Here is a 20,578-nt window from a genome sequence, read left to right on the forward strand (position 1 = left end):
TGGCCGAGGCTTTCGTCTCAACCGAGGCGCGCATCTTACAGCACCCTCATTTGCTGTCAAGCTGTTTTTGAAGAACTTTTTCTTTCTTCTCAACACCTTGCAGCGCCCGACCAGATCATCTTCTCTCCAGCGGGAGCCGCATTCTACAGCGTTACAAACCGCTGTCAACACCCTCTTTTACCGCCTTCGATCAAACCTGACCGAACCATCAACAGAGCCACTCAAACCACCCTGACGATGCCGGCGCATTCTACTCGAATTCGCCGTCCGTGCAACCTTTATTTTCGTCTAACTCTTTGTTTACAAAGGAGTTTTCAGATCAGGCTGCGCCGGAAGTGGTGCGCATTATAGGCCGCCATATTTTCTGGTCAACCGTTTATTTCAGTTTTCTGACTTATCGGCCTGGGCTCGATAATCGAACGCTTTGTTCTGCCTTATATAAAGGAGATATTGACCTAATTAACCGGTTAGTACATTTTCACCTGGCCCGTCCAGGCAACGTCACAATAACAACAGGTAGCACCATGGCTCCCGTCATCCCTATCCTCGCTGGCCCGGACCCCGACATGTACGGCGCTCGCGAATCGGCGCCCCATGGCCACCAGCCCTGGCTGACATTGCAACGCTCTGCGCGGACGCCAGCGCAGCAGCATGGATCCAGCGCGCGCGAGGGAAACCTCTCGCCACCACTGCTTCGTATCACCTATCACCCTGGGCCTGACCTGCGGCCTGGGCAGCGATGGCTATCGCGCTGCACTTCACCACTTCGGCCATTTCGTTAAGGAATAAGCCATGACCACCAATACCCAGAGCATCCTGGCCGGGCTGATCGGCGCTGGCATCCAGGCTTCCCGAACGCCCGCCTTGCATGAACATGAAGGGGACGCCCAAGGCATCCGCTATCTATATAGGTTGATCGACCTCGACCGCTTGAAACTCGACAGCGGCGCCCTCCCCGACCTGCTGAGCGCCGCCGAGCGCATGAGCTTTACCGGACTGAACATCACCTTCCCCTGCAAACAGGCAATCATCCCTCTGCTCGATGAGCTCTCGGACGAAGCCCGGGGTATCGGCGCGGTAAATACGGTGGTGTTCAAGGACGGCAAGCGTATCGGCCACAACACCGACTGCCTGGGTTTTTCGGAAGGTTTCCGACGTGGCCTGGGTGACGTGCAACGCCGCAAGGTCGTGCAAATGGGTGCGGGCGGCGCAGGCGCTGCGGTTGCGCACGCCTTGCTGAGTGACGGCGTGGAGCAGCTGAGCATCTTTGACGTTGAGCCAGCACGCGCCGAGGCATTGGCTACCAACCTGAACGAGCACTTCGGCGTACGACGCGCTCAGGCCGGTGGCGACCTCGCCTCAGCAATGTCGCACGCAGATGGCCTGGTCAATACCACGCCAATGGGTATGGCCAAGCTTCCCGGTATGCCGATTCCCAAACAGCTGCTGCGCGCCACGCTGTGGGTCGCCGAGATCGTCTACTTCCCGCTGGAAACCGAGCTGCTGCGTGAAGCGCGAGCCATCGGCTGCCGCACGCTGGATGGCGGCAACATGGCGGTATTCCAGGCAGTGAAGGCGTTCGAGCTGTTCACTGGCGTTGAAGCAGACGCGCAACGCATGCTCGACCACTTCCATAGCATGAACGCCTGACAGGTGCGGATCGGCTGTCGATTAGCCGGCCTTTTCAGCGCGTGATGTAGCGCAACACGGCTTCGCAGATCATGGTCTTGTGGCGTTGCTTGACCTGCTCATCCGGCAGGTCGATCTGGAAAATCTCACCGAAGGTATGGCGGTTGGACACTCGATAGAAGCAAAACGAGCTGATCAGCATGTGCACGTCAACGGTAGTCAGGCCTTCGCGAAAAAGGCCTTCCTGCTCTCCGCGCTTGAGGGTTTCCTCAAGCGCCTGCAGCACCACGTTGCTCATTCTGCGGATTTCCGGCGACTGCTTGACGTATTCGCCGTAATGGATGTTCTCGATACAGACGATGCGCACGAAATCCGAATTACGGTCGTGGTGATCAAAGGTGAATTCGACCAGCCGGCGGATGGCATCCGGCGCGGGCAACTCACCGAGGTGCAGCTGGTGCTCCGTACTGCGGATATCGCCATACAACTTCAAGAGCACCTCGACGTAGAGCTGCTCTTTGCTGCCGAAGTAGTAATAGATCATGCGCTTGGAGGTCGCCGTACGTTCGGCGATGGCATCGACCCGTGCGCCTGACAACCCTTGCTGAACGAACTCGGTGATGGCGGCCTGCAGGATATTCTCCCGGGTCTTTTCCGGGTTGTTCTTGCGAGGCTTGCGCGGCGCTGCGGCGAGCTCAGGGCTTGCCGCCTCGAGGGTAGTGGTCATGGAATCAGTCATCTTGGCGCTCTTGTTATGGCTGCTGATGCAAAGCGGATGCCGGTGTTGGCCCGCATCCGCTCGAGCACAGCTTACAGCTTCGCCTGACGCACGCTACCACTGCGTGCCTTGGCCATCGCCGCGAGGCGAACGGCGACGTTGGCGGCGCCGTAGCCTACATAGCCATTCTTGCGCTGGATGATCTCGAAGAAGAACCGTTCCTCGAAGGCTTCGGTGTACACGTGGAAAAGCTCGCCGCCCTGAGCATCGCGGTCATAGAGCACGTTGTAGTAAGCCAGCTCGCTCAGAAACTCGTCATCGAAATCGAAGCGCGCCGCCAGGTCGTCGTAGTAGTTGAGCGGAATGTCCAGCAGCGGAACGCCCGCCTCCTTGGCACGCTCGACCTCCTTGAAGATGTCCGCACAGGAAAACGCGATGTGATGCACCCCCGAGCCGCGGTAACTCGATAGTGCATGAGCAATGGCGGTATTACGATTCTCCGAAATGTTCAGCGGCAAGCGCACCGAGCTGCAGCGGCTGCGCAATGCGCGACTTTTCACCAGGCCGTACGGGTCGGGCAGCACCACCTCGTCGTCGGCTTCGAAATCCAGCAGGCTTTTGTAGAACAGCACCCAGCTGTCGAGGCTTTCGGCAGGCAACGCCAGCGCCATATGATCGATGCGCTGCAGGCTGCCGGTCGGCACGGCAGCAGGGTCGAGCTTGAAGTCGCTGTCGTAGATGGTCTGCCCCGCTTCGGCCTGGTCAACCAGGTAAATGAGGCTGCCATCAGGTGCACGCATGGCGGGAATTTCCCGCTCATTGGGGCCCACCAGGCCACGGTAGGGATGACCGCGGTAGTCGACCGCCCGCTGCAGCGCCGTGGCACCGTCCTTGACCTTCAAGGCGGTGGCGCACAGCGAGGGGCCATGGGCTTCGAAGAAGCCATGGGCAAAGGAATACGGCTCGGCATTGAGCACGATATTGATATCGCCCTGGCGCAGCAGACTGACGTCCTTGGAGCGGTGCTCACCGGCCTTGGCGAAGCCCAGCCGCTCGAGCCAGCCGGCCAGTTTGGCCCCGGCCGCCTCATCGACGGCAAACTCGAGAAACTCCACACCGTGGTAGCGACTGGCGGGCGGCGTGCCGAACAACAGATCCAGGTTTGGCGCTTGTGCATCAGCTGCCAGTAGCTGGCGGGTCTTTTCTTCCAGATAAAGCAGCGAGCGCAAGCCATCGACCGCATTGGCGCGCGGCGGCGCGGCGCGGAACCCATCGTTGAAGATTTCCAGCGACAGCGGGCCGCTGTAGCCGGTGCGGATGATCGGCGCCAGAAAGCCCGGCAGATCGAATTCACCCTGGCCCGGGAAGCAGCGGAAATGCCGGCTCCACTCCAACACATCCATGGCCAGCAGCGGTGCATCGGCCATCTGCACGAAAAAGATCTTGTCGCCCGGAATGTCGGCGATGGCCGCCGGGTCGCCTTTGAGCGACAGGGTATGGAAGCTGTCGAGGATCACCCCAACCGCGGAGTGATCAGCCTGGCGCACCAGGTTCCACACCTGCTGGTAGGTATTGACGTGGCGCCCCCAGGCCAGTGCCTCGTAGCCGATACGCAGGCCGCGCGCGCCGGCGCGTTCGCCCAGCAGGCGCAGGTCATCGACCAGAATGTCTTCATCACCGAGCGAGTCGGCGGCCACATTGCTGCACACCAGCACCAGGTCGGTGCCCAGTTCCTGCATCAGGTCGAACTTGCGCTCGGCGCGATCCAGGTTGCGCTGCAGGCGATCACGGCGGCAGCCTTCGAAATCGCGGAACGGCTGAAACAGGGTAATGGCGATGCCCAGATCGGCGCACATCTTGCGCACATCGCGGGGGCTGCCGGCGTAGTACAACAGGTCGTTCTCGAAGATCTCCACACCATCGAAACCGGCCGCGGCGACAGCTTCGAGCTTCTCGGGCAGGGTGCCGCTCAGCGAGACGGTGGCAATCGAGCGATGCATAACTTCAGTTCCTCGTAGATAACGATCTCTGCGGATCGTGCAATGACCTGGGCCCGGCACCGGCAAGCGTAGCCGACAGAGCGTTCCAGCCTGGCGTTCGCCAAACCGCTGCATATCCCGCTGCGCTTTCCGGGGCCTGCAGCGATTATTCGCGCGCCCACCTGGGGCAGCAATGTAAAGTGTACGAACTAGTTAGTATTCAGTGCGATTATCGAACACTAGGCGGTTTAGCGAATTGACGCTATTCCGCGGTTTGCAACAACATGCTTCCCACAGCAGCGCAAAGCACCTGTTGGCGGGGCTGGCAAACACCCCGTTTCAGCCATAACAATTTCAATAAGAGTACGCCCATGCTCACTTCCCAGCCTTTGCATACCCGCCTACCATTCGCACGCTTTTTGGCGCCCACCCAGCCAATCGCGTCTGCGTACGCCAAACCCTGACCCGCGACACTCCGCTCGATAATCCTCGAAGCGGGTCGACCGCCGCCATCCACAAGGCCGGTCAGCTCAAGCTGTGGCCCAGCCGCACTCCAGTGCCGCTTCGCTCAGCACGCTAATAACAACGGAGACCATGATGGCTAAGCCCTCGAATTCACAAGCCAAGAAAGCCACTGCCAGCGGCTGGGTCGGTTCAGCGCTGGAGTACTACGATTTCTTCATCTACGCGCAAGCTGCCGCGTTGATCTTTCCGCAGATCTTCTTTCCCAACACCGATCCGAAGATGGCCATCGTCGCCTCGCTGGCCACCTATGGTGTGGGTTACCTGGCCCGCCCGGTAGGCGCCTTCGTGCTCGGCCACTGGGGCGACACCCGCGGCCGCAAGAACGTCTTGCTGCTGTGCATGTTCCTGATGGGCATCTCCACCATGGCAGTCGGCCTGCTGCCGACCTATCACGACATCGGTTTTCTGGCCCCCACCCTGCTGGTGCTTCTGCGCCTGGTCCAGGGGTTTGCAGTGGCCGGCGAGATCTCCGGCGCCAGCTCGATGATTCTCGAACACGCCCCGTTCGGGCGCCGAGGTTTCTACGCCAGTTTCACCCTGCAGGGCGTGCAGGCCGGCCAGGTGCTTGCCGCTGCCGTGTTCCTGCCACTCGCCTATTTCATGCCGACCGAGGCGTTCAACGACTGGGGCTGGCGCATTCCGTTCCTGCTCAGCGCCTTCGTGCTGCTGGCGGGGTTCATCATCCGTCGTGAAGTCCATGAGACGCCGGCCTTCGTCAAGGAAGAAAACCAGCAGAAGATCGCCAAGTCGCCGATCTCCGAAGCGTTCAGCACCAGCTGGCGGACCATGTTCCTGGTCATGGTCATGGCGCTGATGAACGTGATCCCGGTGGTGGCGACCATCTTCGGCGCCGCCTACGCCGTGCAACCGGCCTACGGGATCGGCTTCGACAAGAGCGTTTACCTGTGGATTCCGGTGGTGGGCAACATCGTCGCGGTGCTGGTGATCCCCTTCGTGGGCAACCTCTCCGACAAGATCGGCCGTCGCCCGACCATGATCACCGGTGCACTGGGTTCGGGCCTGCTGGCCTTTGGTTACCTGTACGCGATCAGCATCAGCAACGTGCCGCTGGCGTTCATCATGTCGCTGCTGATGTGGGGCGTGGTCTATCAGGGCTATAACGCGGTGTTCCCAAGCTTCTACCCGGAGTTGTTCCAGACCCGCTACCGCGTCTCGGCCATGGCCATCGCCCAGAACATCGGCACCATGCTCACCGCCATGCTGCCTGCGGTATTCGCCATGCTCGCGCCGCCCGGCTCGGACAACATTCCGTGGCTGATCGGCAGCCTGGCATTCGGCATCACCTGCCTGTGCGCCCTCGCCGCCTTTATCGCGCCGGAAACCTACCGGATCCCGATGAGCGAGCTGGGCAAACCGGGCGCCAAGCCCATGGACAAGGCCGAGTACGACGCTGCGCGCAGAAGCGGCATGAACGACTCCCACCATTGATCAGCGTCAACGCGTGAAAAAAAGAAGGCCCTGATGGGCCTTCTTGTTTTTCCGGGGGCTGAAACGTCAGCGCTTTCGACGTTGCTGGTAGGCCGCCGCCAACCCGCTAAGGCAGATGATGGCGATCCCCACCTTGGCGCTCGCCTCGGGGTCATGGGCAAAGATGATCAGCCCCAACAGGCCGGCGAATACGATCTGACAATAACCGAACGGTGCCAGCAGCGCCGGTGCTGCATGGCGGAAGGCCTTGGTCAGCAGCAGGTGAGCGAACATGCCACACGCGCCCAGGGCGAGCATCAGCGGCAAATGGTGCCACTCTGGCAATTGCCAGAAGAACGGCACCAGACAACTCATCAGCAAGGTATTGAGCAGGCCGGTGAAAAAATTGCTGGTGGTCGGTGTGTCGTACTGGCTGAGCAGGCGCGTGAGTATCTGGTAGGCGGCGAAGCAACTCGCCGAACAGAGCGGCAGCAGCACGGCCGGGGTGAACAGATCACCACCCGGATGCACGATGATCAACACGCCCACGAAGCCCACCAGCACCGCGGCCCATTGCCCGCGACTGACGTGCTCCTTGAGCAGCGGCACCGACAGCGCGGTGACCAGCAGCGGCGCCAGGAAGTTGACCGCCGTGGCCTCGGCCAGTGGGATGTACAGAAGGCCGGTGGTGAAGAACAGGCTGCAGCCCAGCAGGCAGACTGCCCGCAATGCCTGCAACCCTGGCCGCTTGCTGCGCAGCACACGCAGGCCCGAGTGCGGCAGGAAGATGCCGGCCATCAGCAGCGTATGCACCACGTAACGTGCCCACACCACCATGACCACCGGGTAGAAGCCGGACAGGTACTTGGACAGCGCGTCATGGCTGGCGAACAGGAAGGTCGCCAGCACCACCAGGGCGATGCCCTTGAGAGGATGGTTGACGCCTGACAGCGAACTCGGGGTGCTCATGGGGGTACTCGTGATCCAGACGTCATTATCGGTAGCAAACTAACTATCTGGGTAATTTGCTGCCATGGCGGATTTCAGTATGGGCTATGTCGGCAGGCCGCGGTGTTGCCGTAACGCACCGGCCTTGTCGATGACCAGTGGTGCCGTCTGCAATCTGCAGACTCGACGAAACCTTGGCCGATAGACAGCGCAAGCGTCCCGTCAAGTCACAATTGCCGGCACGGGGACACGCCGATCATGACCTGCCTGACGCACATTCTTCGCCCTGCCATCCGGCCGCGGCCCAGCCAGGCCGCCTAGTTGGGCATAGCCGCGCAATGATGGTTCCACCTGCTGCCGATCATCGAGATGGGCAATCAGGTGCAGGACACTCGACCTGGTGAGCAGGGTCAACGACGGGCAACGAGCAAACACCAGACACAGCAATAGGCAACTGCGGTGTGTACCGAGCGATCAGAGCATAGAGGGAAGAGACGAGAACCCGAATGGGCCTTGGAGATGGAGGCGATCCTACCAGCCACACCCCGGCACACAATGTTCCCGCTGTGGCTGCTTCCTTCCGGATCTGACCAGGTTCACGGGTAATCGTTGCGGGGGGACCGGCAGGACCACCATAACGCGGCTCACCATGCAGTGAGCCGGCGCCATTGTACCGGCTTGTGCCGAACTTACAACTGCTTCAAGCACTTAGCATGCACAAGCGGGCCGAACGCGGCGCTGCGCCAAACCACTGCGTTGCTCGCAGACCTGGCCAACCATGCTGGCGCCAGCCCCAGCAGTAGGGGTCTGCCCTGCAAGCGCCGCCGCGCTGCCACGCATGTGCAGCGAGCACGGCAGCGGTCAGGCAAATTGCACCGCCAAGCGCAGTGGCCGGCCGCACAGGCCCGTAATTGAGCACGGTCACGGGAATTAACCGGGAGCAGTTGGGTCACAATGAAGCCTGACCGATCAGGCAGCACTGCCTTGATCGATCATCCATGAGTACCCGCGTTATCCGACGCCAGACTTTTCATCCCCAAGGAGCAATCACATGGCCATTACCAAAGACCAATTGATCGGTGACATCGCAGAAGCCATCGACACGCCGAAGACCACCGTTCGTGCGGCACTCGATCAGCTCAGCGAGATCGTCAGCGACGCGTTGGAAAATGGTGGTGAAATCACCCTGCCGGGCATCGGCAAACTGAAGGTCAGCGAGCGTCCGGCGCGTACCGGTCGTAACCCACAGACCGGCAAGGCCATCGAAATCGCTGCCAAGAAGGTCGTGAAGTTCGTACCGGCCAAGGCACTGACCGACGCGGTCAACTGATCCATCGGCGGGGCGTCGCACGGCGCCCCGCTGCCTTCCCCGCAGCACCTCCCCGCGTTAAGACTGAACCCCCGCCGGCCTGCCGCCTCAAACGACGACATTCGTCAGATGCAGGTTCGCCATGCCAGCCGACCGCGAACTCACCTTCCGCGCCCTGTTTTCCGGGGTACTGCTTGGCGCCTTGTTGACGCCGTCGAACATCTATTCCGGCCTGAAGATCGGCTGGTCATTCAATATGTCGATCATCGCCCTGCTGGTCAGTTACGGCATCTGGCAGAGCCTGGTGCGCTGGCGCCTGGGCACGGCCTGGAGCATGCGCGAGAGCAACATCAACCAGACCACCGCCTCGGCGGCTGCCTCGATCATCTCCGGCGGCCTGGTGGCGCCCATACCGGCCTACACCCTGCTCACCGGCCAGCAACTGCCCACGCTGCCATTGATAGCCTGGGTGTTCTCGGTGAGCTTTCTGGGAATCTGGGTGGCCTGGTACCTGCGCCGCAGCATGGTGGAGGACACCCGCCTGCGCTTTCCCGAAGCGGTCGCCACCCTGGAAACCATGCAGCAGGTCTACAACCACGGCCGTGACGCCCTGCAACGCCTGTGCGTGCTCGCGGCGGCTGCCGTGCTCGGCGGCCTGGTCAAATGGGCCGATACCTTCCTCTACACCCTGCCGCGTTGGTCGCCCAGCGCGCAACTGGAGCGGCTGACCTTCAACCTCGACCCGTCGCCGCTGCTGATCGGCTTTGGCGGCATCATCGGCATTCGCGTCGGCCTGTCGCTGCTGCTCGGCGCGCTGATTGCCTGGGGCGGTCTGGCGCCCTGGTTATTGAGCAGCGGCCTGGTACCGCTTGCCGATGGCGCCAGCGGCCCGCAGTTCGCGCCCCTGGTAGAGTGGCTGCTGTGGCCCGGGGTGACCCTGCTGGTGTGCGCCACCCTGACCGCCCTGGCGGTGCGCTTCGTGGCGAGCCGCAGGGTCGCCCGCGCCACTGGCGAGACGACCCGGCAGCGTCCGGCGAAACTGCCGCTGCTGATGCTGCTTGTGGCCTCGCTGCTGGTGCTGACGCTGCAGGTGGTGTTGTTCGATATCGACCCGCTGATGGCGCTGCTCAGCGTGCCCCTGGCCGTCGCCCTCGCCTGCATGGCGGCGCGGGTGGTGGGCGCGACCGGCATTCCGCCGATTGGCGCTACCGGGCAGCTGTCGCAACTGACCTTCGGGGTGATCGCACCGGGGCAGATCAGCGTCAACCTGATGGCCGCCAACACCGCTGGTGGTGCCGCCGGGCAATGCACCGACCTGCTCAATGACTTTCGCGTCGGCCATGCCATCGGCGCCAAGCCCTACAACCAGTTGGTCGCCCAGTGCCTGGGGATTCTGGTCGGCAGTATCGTCGGCGTGCTGGTCTACCAGATCCTGATTCCTGATCCACAGAGCATGCTGATCACCCAGCAATGGCCGGCACCGGCCGTGGCCACCTGGAAGGCGGTGGCCGAAGTGCTGGGCTACGGCCTCGACTCGCTCGACACCAGCATTCGCTGGGCCATGCTGATCGGCGCGGTGTGTGGTGTGGCATTCGGCGTGCTGGAGGCGAGCCTGCCCGCGCAGTCGCTCTGCGCCCGACTGCTGCCCAGCTCGGCAGCCTTTGGCCTGGCCTTTATCATCCCGGCGTCCATCTCGCTGATGATGGCCATCGGCGCCCTGCTCGCCTGGGTGCTGCAGTCGCGCTGGCGCAGCCTCGGCGAACGCTTCACCATCGCCGCCGCCGCTGGTCTGGTGGCGGGAGAAAGTATCGTCGGGGTCGGGACGTCGTTCTGGATGATGCTGGCAGGTGGGTGAAGCGGTATTCATGAGCCACGCCCAGTAGCCTGGCGTTGAGCGCAGCGATACCCAGGGAAATGTCCCGGGTGTCGCTGCGCTCGACCCGGGCTACGAGCTGATGATGGGTTGCACCTACGCGGCCCGCCCCATCCTACGCTTACGCGTCATGAGCAAATCCGTGGGAGCGGGCCATGCCCGCGATGGTTTCGCGGGCATGGCGCCAGGCCAAGCCCTATTCGGCAGCGATACCGTAATCACCCAGCCTGGCGATAAAGGTCTGCTCATCGAGCACCGGGATGTTCAGCTCGGTGGCCTTGGCCAGCTTCGAACCCGCCCCGGGGCCGGCGACCACGCAAGTGGTTTTCGCCGACACCGAACCGGCCACCTTGGCGCCCAGGCTTTCCAACTTGTCCTTGGCGATATCGCGGCTCATCACTTCCAGGCTACCGGTAAGCACCCAGGTCTGGCCGGCCAGTGGCAGCCCTTCGACGACCTTTTTCTCGCTTTCCCAGTGCATGCCGAAATCGCGCAGTTGCGCTTCGATCGCGCGCGCGCGTTCGGCATTTTCCGCCTTGGCAAAGAACTCGCGCACCGACTGCTTGGCCTTCTCGTTGAGCCCCTTCATGGCACTCAGGTCGAGCCAGTCAGCGGCTATCACCCCGTCGAGACTCTTGAAGCGCTCGGCCAGGTTCTTCGCGCCGGTGGCCGCCACGAAGGGAATGTTGAGTTTGTCGAGCAGCCCGCCAAGGGTCGTGCTGGCAGCGAACTCGGCGGCCAGCTCGCCCTGGTCCTGCAGCTCCAGGCCACGCTCGAGCAGGTGCCTGATAACGGTCTGGTTGTGCTCATCCTCGAAGAAGCTGTGGATCTCGTGGGCCACCTCCAGGCCGACATCCGGCAGGTAGGTCAGCACTTCGGGCAATGCCTGGGTGACGCGCTCCAGCGAGCCCAGCGAGCGCGCCAGCACCTTGGCGGTTTCCTCGCCGACATCAGGAATGCCCAGGGCATAGATGAACCGTGCCAGGGTCGGGCGTTTGCTGTCGGCGATGGCGTCGAGCAGCTTGCGGCTGGATACCTCGGCGAAACCTTCGAGGCCGACGATCTGCTCGAACGCCAGGGTATAGAGGTCGGCCGGCGAGCCGACCAGGCCTTCGTCGACCAGTTGCTCGACGCTCTTCTCGCCAAGGCCCTCGATATCCATGGCGCGGCGTGAGACGAAATGGATGATCGCCTGCTTGAGCTGGGCGGCGCAGGCCAGGCGGCCGACGCAGCGATACACGGCGCCTTCGCTGACCGTTTCGCGGCCCTTGCTGCGCTTGATCAACTGGGTACGTTCGACCGCCGAGCCACAGACCGGGCATTGCTCCGGCACCATGATGGGGCGGGCGTTCTCGGGGCGGCGTTCGCTGACCACCTGCATCACCTGGGGAATCACGTCGCCGGCGCGGCGGATGATCACCGTGTCGCCGATCATCACCCCCAGGCGCGCCACCTCGTCCATGTTGTGCAGCGTCGCGTTGGCCACCGTCACGCCCGCCACCTTGACCGGCTTGAGGCGCGCCACCGGCGTCACCGCGCCGGTGCGGCCAACCTGGAACTCCACGTCGAGCAGCTCGGTCAGCTCCTCCATGGCCGGAAACTTGTGGGCGACGGCCCAGTGCGGCGTACGCGCACGAAAACCGAGCTGCTGCTGGTCTTCGATGTTGTTGACCTTGAACACCACGCCGTCGATGTCATAGGGCAGGCCCATGCGGCGCTCGCCGATATCGCGGTAATAGGCCAGGCAGTCTTCGACGCCCTTGGCCAGTTTCAGCTCGGGGCTGATGGGAATGCCCCAGTTCTTCAGGCGCTGCAGCATGCCGACCTGGGTCGGCGCCGGCTCGGCGCTGTGCTGGCCGAGGCCATAGCAGCAGAACTCCAGCGGGCGGCTGGCGGTGATCTTCGAGTCCAGCTGGCGCAGACTGCCGGCCGCGGCGTTGCGCGGGTTGGCGAAGGTCTTGCCGCCGATCTCCGCCTGGGCGGCATTGAGACGCTCGAAGCCGGCGCGGGACATGTACACCTCGCCGCGCACTTCCAGCACCGCCGGCCAGCCACTGCCCTGCAGCTTGAGCGGCACGTTGCGGATGGTGCGCACGTTGACGCTGATGTCTTCGCCGGTGGTGCCATCGCCCCGGGTGGCGCCGCGTACCAGCTTGCCGTCACGGTACAGCAGGCTCACCGCCAGGCCGTCGAGCTTGGGCTCGCAGCTGTACTCCACCTCGCCACCGGCGCCGAACAGATCGCCGCCCTGCAGGCCAAGGCCGTTCTGCACGCTGCGGTCGAAGGCTCGCAGGTCGTCCTCTTCGAAGGCGTTGCCGAGGCTGAGCATGGGCACTTCGTGGCGCACTTCGCCAAAGGCGCTGAGCGCTTCGCCGCCCACGCGCTGGGTCGGCGAGTCGGGCGTCACCAGCTCCGGATGCTCGGCTTCGAGTGCCTGCAGTTCACGAAACAGGCGGTCGTATTCGGCGTCCGGCACGCTCGGCTCGTCGAGCACGTAGTAGCGGTAGTTGTGCGCGTCCAGTTCGTGACGCAGTTCGAGGATACGTTGGGCGGAATCTTTCATGCGGGTCAGTCTCGGCGGGCCACGGCCAGGGCACAGAAACGAAAAACCTCAAGCCAAGCGCTGGGCTTGTAGCTTGAGGCTCGTCGGTGCCGCTTTCTTTCAGCGTTTTTGCGTCAACAGGCGGCGTTCGTATTCGACGATACGCTGACGGTAATGTTCGATGGTTTGTGCGGTCAGCACACTGCGTTGATCGTCCTTGAGCTCACCATTGAGCTCATGGGCCAGCTTGCGCGCCGCCGCGACCATCACATCGAAAGCCTGCTTGGGGTGACGCGGGCCTGGCAGGCCGAGAAAGAAGCTCACCGCACGGGTGCTGAAGCCTTCGATATCGTCCAGGTCGAAGGTGCCGGGTTTCAGGGCATTGGCCATGGAGAACAGCACTTCGCCATTGCCGGCCATGCTCTCGTGGCGGTGGAAGATGTCCATCTCGCCGAAACGCAGGCCGCTTTCCAGGATGTTCTGCAGCAGCGCCGGGCCCTTGAAGCCCTGCTCGTCGCGGGCGATGACGTTGATCACCAGCACTTCCTCGACCGGCGGAAGATCCTTGTCGGCCTGCTTGCCGGAGACAGTGGCGCGGCCATCGTCCTGGTCGTCCACCGGATTGAGCAGCGTCGGCACCGGCTCGTCGGCGGCCAGGTCGAGATCGCCCTGACGCGGCTCGCTGCGGCGACGGCTGTTGACCTCACGTGCGTTCATCGACGGCAGGTCGTCTTCATCCAGCGAGGGCTCATGATTGCGTTCCACCACCCTGGGCGGGCTGAGCACGTCGGGGTCGGCTTCGTCATCGGGCAGGTTGGATACACTGCGATCCAGCCGGAACTTCAGCTTGCCCTTGCCACCGCGCATCCGCCGCCAGCCATCGAAGAGGATGCCGGCGATGACGATGATACCGATGATGATCAGCCACTCGCGTAGACCGAATTCCATGAAATGTCCTGACCCCTAAAGCAAAAATTGATGAAAAAAGGCGTCCTGGCCCGTGCTGATGACCCTGAAACGTGGCGCCAACTCCATGTTCTGACTGGCGTTTTCCCACGCGCAACAAAAGTGGGCGTTAAGCTAGCACGACGAAAGGCAACTTTACACCGGCAAAACGCTGTAAAACCGCCGCCGCGGCCTGTTTTTACGCGACAAAATTCTTATCTGGCCCGCTCAACTGTCCACCATCGCCAACGCCTGCTCGACATCCACCGCCACCAGACGCGAACAGCCGGGTTCGTGCATGGTCACGCCCATCAACTGGTCGGCCATTTCCATGGCGATCTTGTTGTGGGTGATGTAGATGAACTGCACGGTCGCCGACATCTCCTTGACCAGCCGCGCGTAACGCCCGACGTTGGCATCGTCCAACGGTGCGTCCACCTCGTCGAGCATGCAGAACGGCGCTGGATTGAGCTGGAAGATCGAAAATACCAGCGCCAGCGCCGTCAATGCCTTCTCGCCGCCGGACAGCAAATGGATGGTGCTGTTCTTCTTGCCCGGTGGACGCGCCATGATGGTCACCCCGGTATCGAGTAGATCTTCGCCGGTGAGTTCCAAATATGCGCTGCCACCACCGAAAACTTTCGGGAAAAGCGCCTGCAGGCCGGCGTTGATCTGATCGAAGGTTTCCTTGAAGCGGTTGCGGGTTTCCCGGTCGATCTTGCGGATGACGTTTTCCAGGGTGTCCAGCGCCTCGACCAGGTCGGCATTCTGGGCGTCCAGGTAGCGCTTGCGCTCGGATTGCTGCTGGTATTCCTCGATGGCCGCCAGGTTGATCGCGCCGAGGCGCTGGATGCGCGCGGCCATCTGTTCCAGGGCCTGCTCCCAGGCGTTTTCGCTGGCCTCCTCAGGCAGCGTGGCGAGCACGCCGTGCAGGTCGTAGCCATCCTCCAGCAGTTGGTCCTGCAGCGCCTTGCGGCGCACGTTCAGCGATTGCCACTCCAGGCGCTGCTGCTCCAGTTGGCCACGCAGCATCTGTGATTGCTGTTCGGCCTGGGTGCGGCGCTTCTCGGCGTCGCGCAGCTCGCGGTCGGCATCTTCCAGGGCCAGGCGCGCCAGGCGCAGCTCCTCTTCGACGCCCATGCGCCGCTCGAGCAACTCTTCGAGCTTGAGGCGCAGCTCTTCCAGCGGTGCGGCGCCCTCTTCCAGATTCAGGTCGAGCTGCTCGCGCTTTTCGGTGAGGCGTTCGGACTGCAGCTCCAGGCGTTCCAGGGCCTGGCGGGTGGAATCATGCTGAGCGCGCAGCGAGCCGAGGCGCACCGCCAACTGGTGGGCGTGATCCTTGTGCTGACGGGTCTCCTGGCGTACCCGGTCGAGCCGCTCGCGCAGTGCATCGCGGCTGGCCAGCAGCGTTTCGCGCTGCTCGGTGTCCAGCGCCATGCTGTCCAACGCATCCTGCAGGTACAGGCGCGCCTCGCCCAGTTGCTCGGTTTCCATGGCGCGCTGCTCGGCCAGTTCCTGCTGCTCGGCCTCGATGCGCTGACGCCGCAGCAGCAATTGCTCGGCCTTGGCCTGCCCGGCCGACAAGCGTGCCCGCAGCTCGCCGAGCTGACGGGCCTGATCCTGCAACTGACGGCGTTGTTGCTCGCGCGCCTCCTCCTCCTGGCGCTGGCGCTCGCGCAACCCCTGCAGGCGCTCGTCGAGCAGGACCAGCGCGGCCTCACGCTCCTCGCGCTGCAGGCAGAGGCTTTCCAGCTCCTGGCCGCGCGCCAGCACGCCGCTCTGCGCCTCACTGGCGCGGCGCACGCGCAGAAAATTGCGACCGACCCAGTAGCCATCGCGGCTGATCAGGCTTTCGTCAATGGCCAGCCCCGCCCGCGCGGCCAACGCTTGATCGAGACTTTCGACTGGGCGCACACGGCCCAGCCAGGGCGTCAGGTCGACCGGCGATTCGACCTTGTCCAGCAGGCTGCCCGCGATCCGCCCGCCGCCATCGCCGGCGGCCACCAGGCGCAGCTCGCCCTGCTCCAGGGCGGCAAAGTCCAGCCCAGTGAAATCATCCTGCAGCACGGCCTGCAGGTCGGCGCCGAGCACCGTCTCGACCGCCAGCTCCCAACCGGCCTCCACGCGCAGGCCTTCAGCCAGGCGCGGGCGTTTGTCGAGGCCGTGCTCACGCAGCCACTCCGCCGTGCCTTTGCCGGGGTCCAGCGCGGCCTGCTGCAGGGCTTCCAGGGAAGCCAGGCGGCCATTGAGGCGCTGCAACTCACCCTGGGCCTGCTGCTGGTCCTGGCCGGCCTGCTGAAGATCCTCGCGCAATTGCTGCAGGCGCTCGGCCTGCTCGGCCTCCTGCTCCTGCAGTTGCTCGAGATCCAGCTCGCCAATGGCGATCTGCTCGCCCAGCTCGATGATCGCCGCATCTTCCGGGTCGGCTGCCAGTTGCTGCAGTTCATCGCCCAGGCGCCGCTGGCGTTCGGCGAGGCGTTCCAGGCTGTGTTCCAGCTGCTGGATGCGCGACTGCTGCACCTCGGCTTGGCGGCGTGGCTCGGCGCTGCGCTGGTTGAAGGCATCCCACTGTTCCTGCCAACCGTGCATGGCGGTTTCGGCGTCTTCCAGCGCCGCAGCGGATTCCTCGGCGGCGGCAGCGGTGAGTTCCTGCTCCGGCTCGAGCATCGCCAGTTCTTCGCCGAGGGTCGCCAGCAAGGTGCGGTCGTGACCCAGGTGCGATTCGGTCTCCAGGCGCGCGCGTTCGGCCTCACGCAGGTCATCCTGCAGCTGGCGCAGGCGTTGCTGGCCGTGCTGGATGCTCTGCTCGACGCGGGCGATATCGCCGCCCACCGAATAGAAGCGCCCCTGCACCAGGTTGAACCGCTCGGACAGTTCATGATGCCCGTCACGCAGCCGCTCGATGCTGGCATCGGCGTTGCGCTGCTCGGCCACCAGCGCCTCGAAGCTGACCTCCTGGTTGCCGATCACCGCCTCGCGCTGGCCGACCTGCTCGTTCAGCGTCTGCCAACGCAGGGCGGTCAGCTGGGCCCTGAGCTGGCGCTCCTCGGCCTTGTATTCCTGATACTTCTCGGCGGCCTGGGCCTGACGGTGCAGGCGCTCGAGCTGGCGCTCCAGTTCTTCACGCAGGTCGGTGAGGCGCGCCAGGTTTTCCTGGGTACGGCGGATGCGGCTTTCGGTCTCGCGGCGGCGCTCCTTGTACTTGGAGATCCCCGCTGCCTCTTCGATGAAGTTGCGCAACTCCTCGGGCTTGGCCTCGATCAGCTTGCTGATCATGCCCTGCTCGATGATCGAGTAGCTGCGCGGGCCGAGGCCGGTACCGAGGAAGATGTCGGTAATGTCGCGGCGGCGGCATTTCACGCCGTTGAGGAAATAGGTGTTCTGGCTGTCGCGGGTCACCCGGCGGCGAATGGAGATTTCCGCGAAGGCCGCGTATTCGCCGGTCAGGGTGTTGTCGCTGTTGTCGAAGATCAGCTCGATGCTGGCCTGGGTAACCGGTTTGCGGGTGTTGGAGCCGTTGAAGATGACGTCGGTCATCGACTCGCCGCGCAGGTTCTTCGCCGAACTCTCGCCCATCACCCAGCGCACGGCGTCGATGATGTTGGACTTGCCGCAGCCGTTGGGGCCGACCACCGCCGCCATGTTGCTCGGAAAATTCACCGTGGTGGGGTCGACGAAGGACTTGAAGCCCGCCAGCTTGATGGACTTCAGGCGCATGCGCGGGCACTCGCCAAGACGGCAACCAGGCTGGCAAAGAGGTCAACGGCGCACGGCGTCATAAATGTCCTTGAGGCGCGATGCTTGGGGAGCGTGAGGTTCTGGCCATTGGCCAGAGGGCGCGGGAGTTTAACACAGCAGCGCCACGAAGCTGAGCAGCGTCTGCACACATGGAACGCCGCCGCTTCGCTGGCATCCAATCGCCAGGCCAGGCACTCGCCTGGCGCCGCATTTCCTTGCCGCCCCGAGGTTCTCCATGCAGACGTACGCATGCGCAGCGAAACTGGATCGTCTGAATTTCTTCCTGGCTGACGTTCGCGATGGGCTCGGGCCGTACCTGGCGATCTACCTGCTGTCGGTACACAACTGGCAAGCCGGTGATATTGGCCTGGTGATGGCGCTCGGCGGGCTGGCCGGCCTGGCGGCGCAGATTCCGGCCGGCGCACTGGTCGACTGGGTGCGCGACAAACGCCTGCTGATCGTCATCGCCTCGATACTGGTTACCCTCGCCTGCCTGGTCACCCTCTGGAATGCCCAGTTCGCCTGGGTGGCGGTGAGCCAGGTCGCCGCCGGCATGGCCTCCTCGGTATTCGCCCCGGCGCTGGCGGGGATCACCCTGGGTATCGTCGGGCCGCAGGCCTTCACCCGGCGCATCGCCCGCAACGAATCCTTCAACCACGCCGGCAACGCCACCGCCGCGCTGCTGGCTGGGCTGCTCGCCTACCTGTGGGGCCCGGTCGCGGTGTTCTACCTGATGACCGGCATGGCGGTGCTGAGCCTGCTGTCGGCACTGAGCATTCCGGCGCGCGCCATCGACGCCGATCAGGCACGGGGCCGCGAAGTGGGCGTGGCGTTGACGCCGCTGCGCCAGTTGCTCACCCAGCCGCCATTGGTACTGCTGGCGCTGTGCTGCGCGCTGTTTCACCTGGCCAATGCCGCCATGTTGCCGCTGGTGGGCCAAAAGCTGGCTCTGGCCAACCCGGACCTGGCCACCACGTTGATCTCGGCCTGTATCGTCGCCGCTCAGCTGGTGATGATTCCGGCCGCCATGCTGGTCGGCGCCCGGGCTGACCAGTGGGGACGCAAGCCGCTGCTGCTGGCCGGTTTTCTGATCCTGCCGATCCGCGGCGTGCTCTACACGCTCAGCGACGACCCGCTGTGGCTGGTCTCGGTACAACTGCTCGACGGCATTGGCGCCGGCCTGTTCGGCGCGTTGATCCCGCTGATGGTGCGCGACCTGACCCACGGCAGCGGCCACTTCAACGTCAGCCTCGCCAGCGTCAGCCTGGTGTTCGGCATCGGTGCGGCGTTGAGCAACGGCCTGGCCGGCTATGTCGCTGAAGCCAGCGGCTACGACAGCGCCTTTCTGGTGCTTGCCGCCGTGGCCGGCTGCGCCGTACTGCTGCTGTTGGGCATGCCGGAAACCCTGAAAGCCGACATGACGAAGCCCGAACACGACGACTTGGCGCCTCGCCCCACCACCTGACCACAAGGTCAACATTCGCCTGAGCGAAGAGCGTGGTTGTCGACACCGCGCTGGTCACGCAGAATCCCGGTTCACAGTAGCTTGCGCCCGTTAACATGGCGCTCGCCCAGTGGGCATCGCGATCCGCGAAGCCCTGTACCGCTCCACCGGATTTGCATCGAGGCCCCATGTCCAACGTCACCCACGCCTACCGCGGCGCCATCCTGCACAGCCTGGCCGACCCGGCCGAAGTTGGTATCGAGGCGTCGTACGCCTATTTCGAGGACGGCATACTGCTGGTCGAGAACGGCAAGGTGCTTGACGTGGGCCCTGCCGCCGAGTTGCTGCCGAGGCTGTCCGGCGTCGCGCTTACGCATTACGAAAACGCGCTGATCACCCCCGGCTTTATCGATACCCACATTCACTACCCGCAGACCGGCATGATCGGCGCCTACGGCGAGCAGTTGCTCGACTGGCTGAACACCTACACCTTCCCCACGGAAATGCGCTTCGCCGACAAGGCCCACGCCAGCGAAGTGGCGGATGTGTTCATCAAGGAAATGCTGCGCAACGGCACCACCACCGCGCTGGTGTTCGGCAGCGTGCACAAGCAATCGGTAGACGCCCTGTTCGAAGCGGCCGACGCGCTGAACCTGCGCATGATCGCCGGCAAGGTGCTGATGGATCGCAACGCGCCCGAGGCGCTGACCGATACCGTCGAATCCGGCTATGCCGACAGCCGTGAGCTGATCGAGCGCTGGCACGCCAAGGGCCGCCTGCACTACGCGGTAACGCCGCGCTTCGCACCGACCAGCACGCCGGAGCAACTGGCCATGGCCGGGCGCCTGCTGGGCGAATTCCCCGGTCTGTATCTGCACACTCACCTGTCGGAAAACCGCCAGGAGATCGAGTGGGTCAAAGCGCTTTTCCCCGAGAACAGCGGCTACCTGGACGTATACGACAAACACCAGCTGACCGGCCCGCGCTCGGTGTTCGCCCACTCGGTGCACCTGTGCGACGCCGAATGCGCGCGCCTGGCAGAAACCGGCTCGGCGGTGGCCTTCTGCCCGACTTCCAACCTGTTTCTCGGCAGCGGCCTGTTCGACCTCAAGCGCATGGAGCAGCACAAGGTGCGCGTTGGCCTGGGCACCGATATCGGCGCCGGCACCAGCTTTTCGCAGCTGCGCTCGCTCAGTGAGGCCTACAAGATCATGCAGCTGCAGGGGCAGAAGCTCGACCCGTTCAAGTCGCTGTACCTGGCCACCCTGGGCAGCGCGCGGGCGCTGTATCTGGATGAGTGCATCGGCAACTTCGAGCCGGGCAAGGACGCGGATTTCGTGGTGCTCGATTACCAGGCCACGCCGCTGATCGACTACCGCCTGCGACAGAGCAGCAACCTGGCCGAGCGGCTGTTCGCCCTGATCACCCTGGGTGACGACCGGGTGATCAGGGAAACCTTTGCTGCCGGCAATAGCGTGCATCGTCGCCAGCGCTGAATCG

Annotated in this window: 13 protein-coding genes, 1 other RNA gene and 1 pseudogene; 8 read left to right on the forward strand and 7 right to left on the reverse strand. The window is 63.7% G+C overall.

From position 1 onward, the window contains the following. The 3 genes and pseudogenes from QYS36_RS17955 to QYS36_RS17965 all read left to right on the forward strand — a co-directional run. A pseudogene (locus tag QYS36_RS17955) lies at nt 1–235 on the forward strand (hypothetical protein); the annotation flags it as partial. Nucleotides 236–651: 416 nt separating this feature from the next. After that, nucleotides 652–789, forward strand: coding sequence for a type II 3-dehydroquinate dehydratase (locus QYS36_RS17960; protein ID WP_374990471.1), 138 nt, complete (start codon nt 652–654; stop codon nt 787–789). 3 nt (nt 790–792) lie between these two features. Next, nucleotides 793–1,650, forward strand: coding sequence for a shikimate dehydrogenase (locus QYS36_RS17965; RefSeq protein WP_308840760.1), 858 nt, complete (start codon nt 793–795; stop codon nt 1,648–1,650). A 34-nt stretch (nt 1,651–1,684) separates the two neighbouring features. Here QYS36_RS17965 and QYS36_RS17970 read toward each other — a convergent pair whose 3' ends face one another. Further along, a complete protein-coding gene (locus QYS36_RS17970) occupies nt 1,685–2,368 on the reverse strand; it encodes a TetR/AcrR family transcriptional regulator (RefSeq protein ID WP_374990472.1) in 684 nt (227 codons plus the stop codon). A gap of 71 nt (nt 2,369–2,439) precedes the next feature. Next, entirely contained in the window at nt 2,440–4,347 is a 1,908-nt protein-coding gene (quiC, locus tag QYS36_RS17975) for a 3-dehydroshikimate dehydratase QuiC (protein WP_308840761.1), read from the reverse strand. A 576-nt stretch (nt 4,348–4,923) separates the two neighbouring features. On the opposite strand from quiC, the gene QYS36_RS17980 reads away from it, so the two are divergent. Further along, nucleotides 4,924–6,300, forward strand: coding sequence for an MFS transporter (locus QYS36_RS17980; RefSeq protein WP_308840762.1), 1,377 nt, complete (start codon nt 4,924–4,926; stop codon nt 6,298–6,300). 66 nt (nt 6,301–6,366) lie between these two features. Here the strand turns inward: QYS36_RS17980 and QYS36_RS17985 are convergent, their stop codons facing one another. Both QYS36_RS17985 and ffs read right to left on the reverse strand, forming a co-directional pair. Further along, a complete protein-coding gene (locus QYS36_RS17985) occupies nt 6,367–7,248 on the reverse strand; it encodes a DMT family transporter (protein ID WP_308840763.1) in 882 nt (293 codons plus the stop codon). 508 nt (nt 7,249–7,756) lie between these two features. Further along, an RNA gene (gene ffs / locus QYS36_RS17990) (signal recognition particle sRNA small type) lies at nt 7,757–7,853 on the reverse strand. A gap of 425 nt (nt 7,854–8,278) precedes the next feature. On the opposite strand from ffs, the gene QYS36_RS17995 reads away from it, so the two are divergent. After that, nucleotides 8,279–8,557 (forward strand): HU family DNA-binding protein, encoded by a 279-nt coding sequence (locus QYS36_RS17995; protein WP_013791713.1) that lies wholly within the window; start codon nt 8,279–8,281, stop codon nt 8,555–8,557. A 121-nt stretch (nt 8,558–8,678) separates the two neighbouring features. Continuing rightward, the gene (locus QYS36_RS18000) at nt 8,679–10,391 is read left to right on the forward strand and encodes an OPT family oligopeptide transporter (RefSeq protein WP_308840764.1); all 1,713 of its coding nucleotides are present in this window, start codon (nt 8,679–8,681) and stop codon (nt 10,389–10,391) included. A gap of 214 nt (nt 10,392–10,605) precedes the next feature. Here the strand turns inward: QYS36_RS18000 and ligA are convergent, their stop codons facing one another. The 3 genes from ligA to smc form a co-directional block, all read right to left on the reverse strand. Continuing rightward, complete coding sequence (gene ligA / locus QYS36_RS18005; protein ID WP_308840765.1) at nt 10,606–12,972, reverse strand: NAD-dependent DNA ligase LigA; 2,367 nt, start codon at nt 12,970–12,972, stop codon at nt 10,606–10,608. 99 nt (nt 12,973–13,071) lie between these two features. Then, nucleotides 13,072–13,899 carry a cell division protein ZipA gene (gene zipA, locus QYS36_RS18010; protein WP_308840766.1) on the reverse strand — a complete coding sequence of 276 codons (828 nt, stop codon included), beginning with the start codon at nt 13,897–13,899 and terminating at the stop codon, nt 13,072–13,074. A gap of 225 nt (nt 13,900–14,124) precedes the next feature. Continuing rightward, nucleotides 14,125–17,613 (reverse strand): chromosome segregation protein SMC, encoded by a 3,489-nt coding sequence (smc, locus tag QYS36_RS18015; RefSeq protein ID WP_308840767.1) that lies wholly within the window; start codon nt 17,611–17,613, stop codon nt 14,125–14,127. Between the two features lie 256 nt (nt 17,614–17,869). Here smc and QYS36_RS18020 point away from each other — a divergent pair, with 256 nt between their 5' ends. Together QYS36_RS18020 and guaD are read left to right on the forward strand one after the other, a co-directional pair. Further along, on the forward strand, nt 17,870–19,099 hold the full coding sequence (locus QYS36_RS18020; protein WP_308840768.1) for an MFS transporter: 1,230 nt from the start codon (nt 17,870–17,872) through the stop codon (nt 19,097–19,099). Nucleotides 19,100–19,266: 167 nt separating this feature from the next. Continuing rightward, entirely contained in the window at nt 19,267–20,574 is a 1,308-nt protein-coding gene (gene guaD, locus QYS36_RS18025) for a guanine deaminase (RefSeq protein ID WP_308840769.1), read from the forward strand. The last annotated feature ends 4 nt before the right edge of the window (nt 20,575–20,578 follow it).

The sequence above is a fragment of the Pseudomonas sp. G34 genome (assembly GCF_031119625.1).
Lineage (GTDB): Bacteria > Pseudomonadota > Gammaproteobacteria > Pseudomonadales > Pseudomonadaceae > Aquipseudomonas.

Excerpts from the sequence above, each read along its gene's own strand:
- QYS36_RS17960 (WP_374990471.1), top strand. The coding sequence starts at position 652 with ATGGATCCAGCGCGCGCGAGGGAAACCTCTCGCCACCACTGCTTCGTA.
- QYS36_RS17965 (WP_308840760.1), top strand. The coding sequence starts at position 793 with ATGACCACCAATACCCAGAGCATCCTGGCCGGGCTGATCGGCGCTGGC.
- QYS36_RS17970 (WP_374990472.1), bottom strand. The coding sequence starts at position 2,368 with ATGACTGATTCCATGACCACTACCCTCGAGGCGGCAAGCCCTGAGCTC.
- quiC (WP_308840761.1), bottom strand. The coding sequence starts at position 4,347 with ATGCATCGCTCGATTGCCACCGTCTCGCTGAGCGGCACCCTGCCCGAG.
- QYS36_RS17980 (WP_308840762.1), top strand. The coding sequence starts at position 4,924 with ATGGCTAAGCCCTCGAATTCACAAGCCAAGAAAGCCACTGCCAGCGGC.
- QYS36_RS17985 (WP_308840763.1), bottom strand. The coding sequence starts at position 7,248 with ATGAGCACCCCGAGTTCGCTGTCAGGCGTCAACCATCCTCTCAAGGGC.
- QYS36_RS17995 (WP_013791713.1), top strand. The coding sequence starts at position 8,279 with ATGGCCATTACCAAAGACCAATTGATCGGTGACATCGCAGAAGCCATC.
- QYS36_RS18000 (WP_308840764.1), top strand. The coding sequence starts at position 8,679 with ATGCCAGCCGACCGCGAACTCACCTTCCGCGCCCTGTTTTCCGGGGTA.
- ligA (WP_308840765.1), bottom strand. The coding sequence starts at position 12,972 with ATGAAAGATTCCGCCCAACGTATCCTCGAACTGCGTCACGAACTGGAC.
- zipA (WP_308840766.1), bottom strand. The coding sequence starts at position 13,899 with ATGGAATTCGGTCTACGCGAGTGGCTGATCATCATCGGTATCATCGTC.
- smc (WP_308840767.1), bottom strand. The coding sequence starts at position 17,613 with ATGCGCCTGAAGTCCATCAAGCTGGCGGGCTTCAAGTCCTTCGTCGAC.
- QYS36_RS18020 (WP_308840768.1), top strand. The coding sequence starts at position 17,870 with ATGCAGACGTACGCATGCGCAGCGAAACTGGATCGTCTGAATTTCTTC.
- guaD (WP_308840769.1), top strand. The coding sequence starts at position 19,267 with ATGTCCAACGTCACCCACGCCTACCGCGGCGCCATCCTGCACAGCCTG.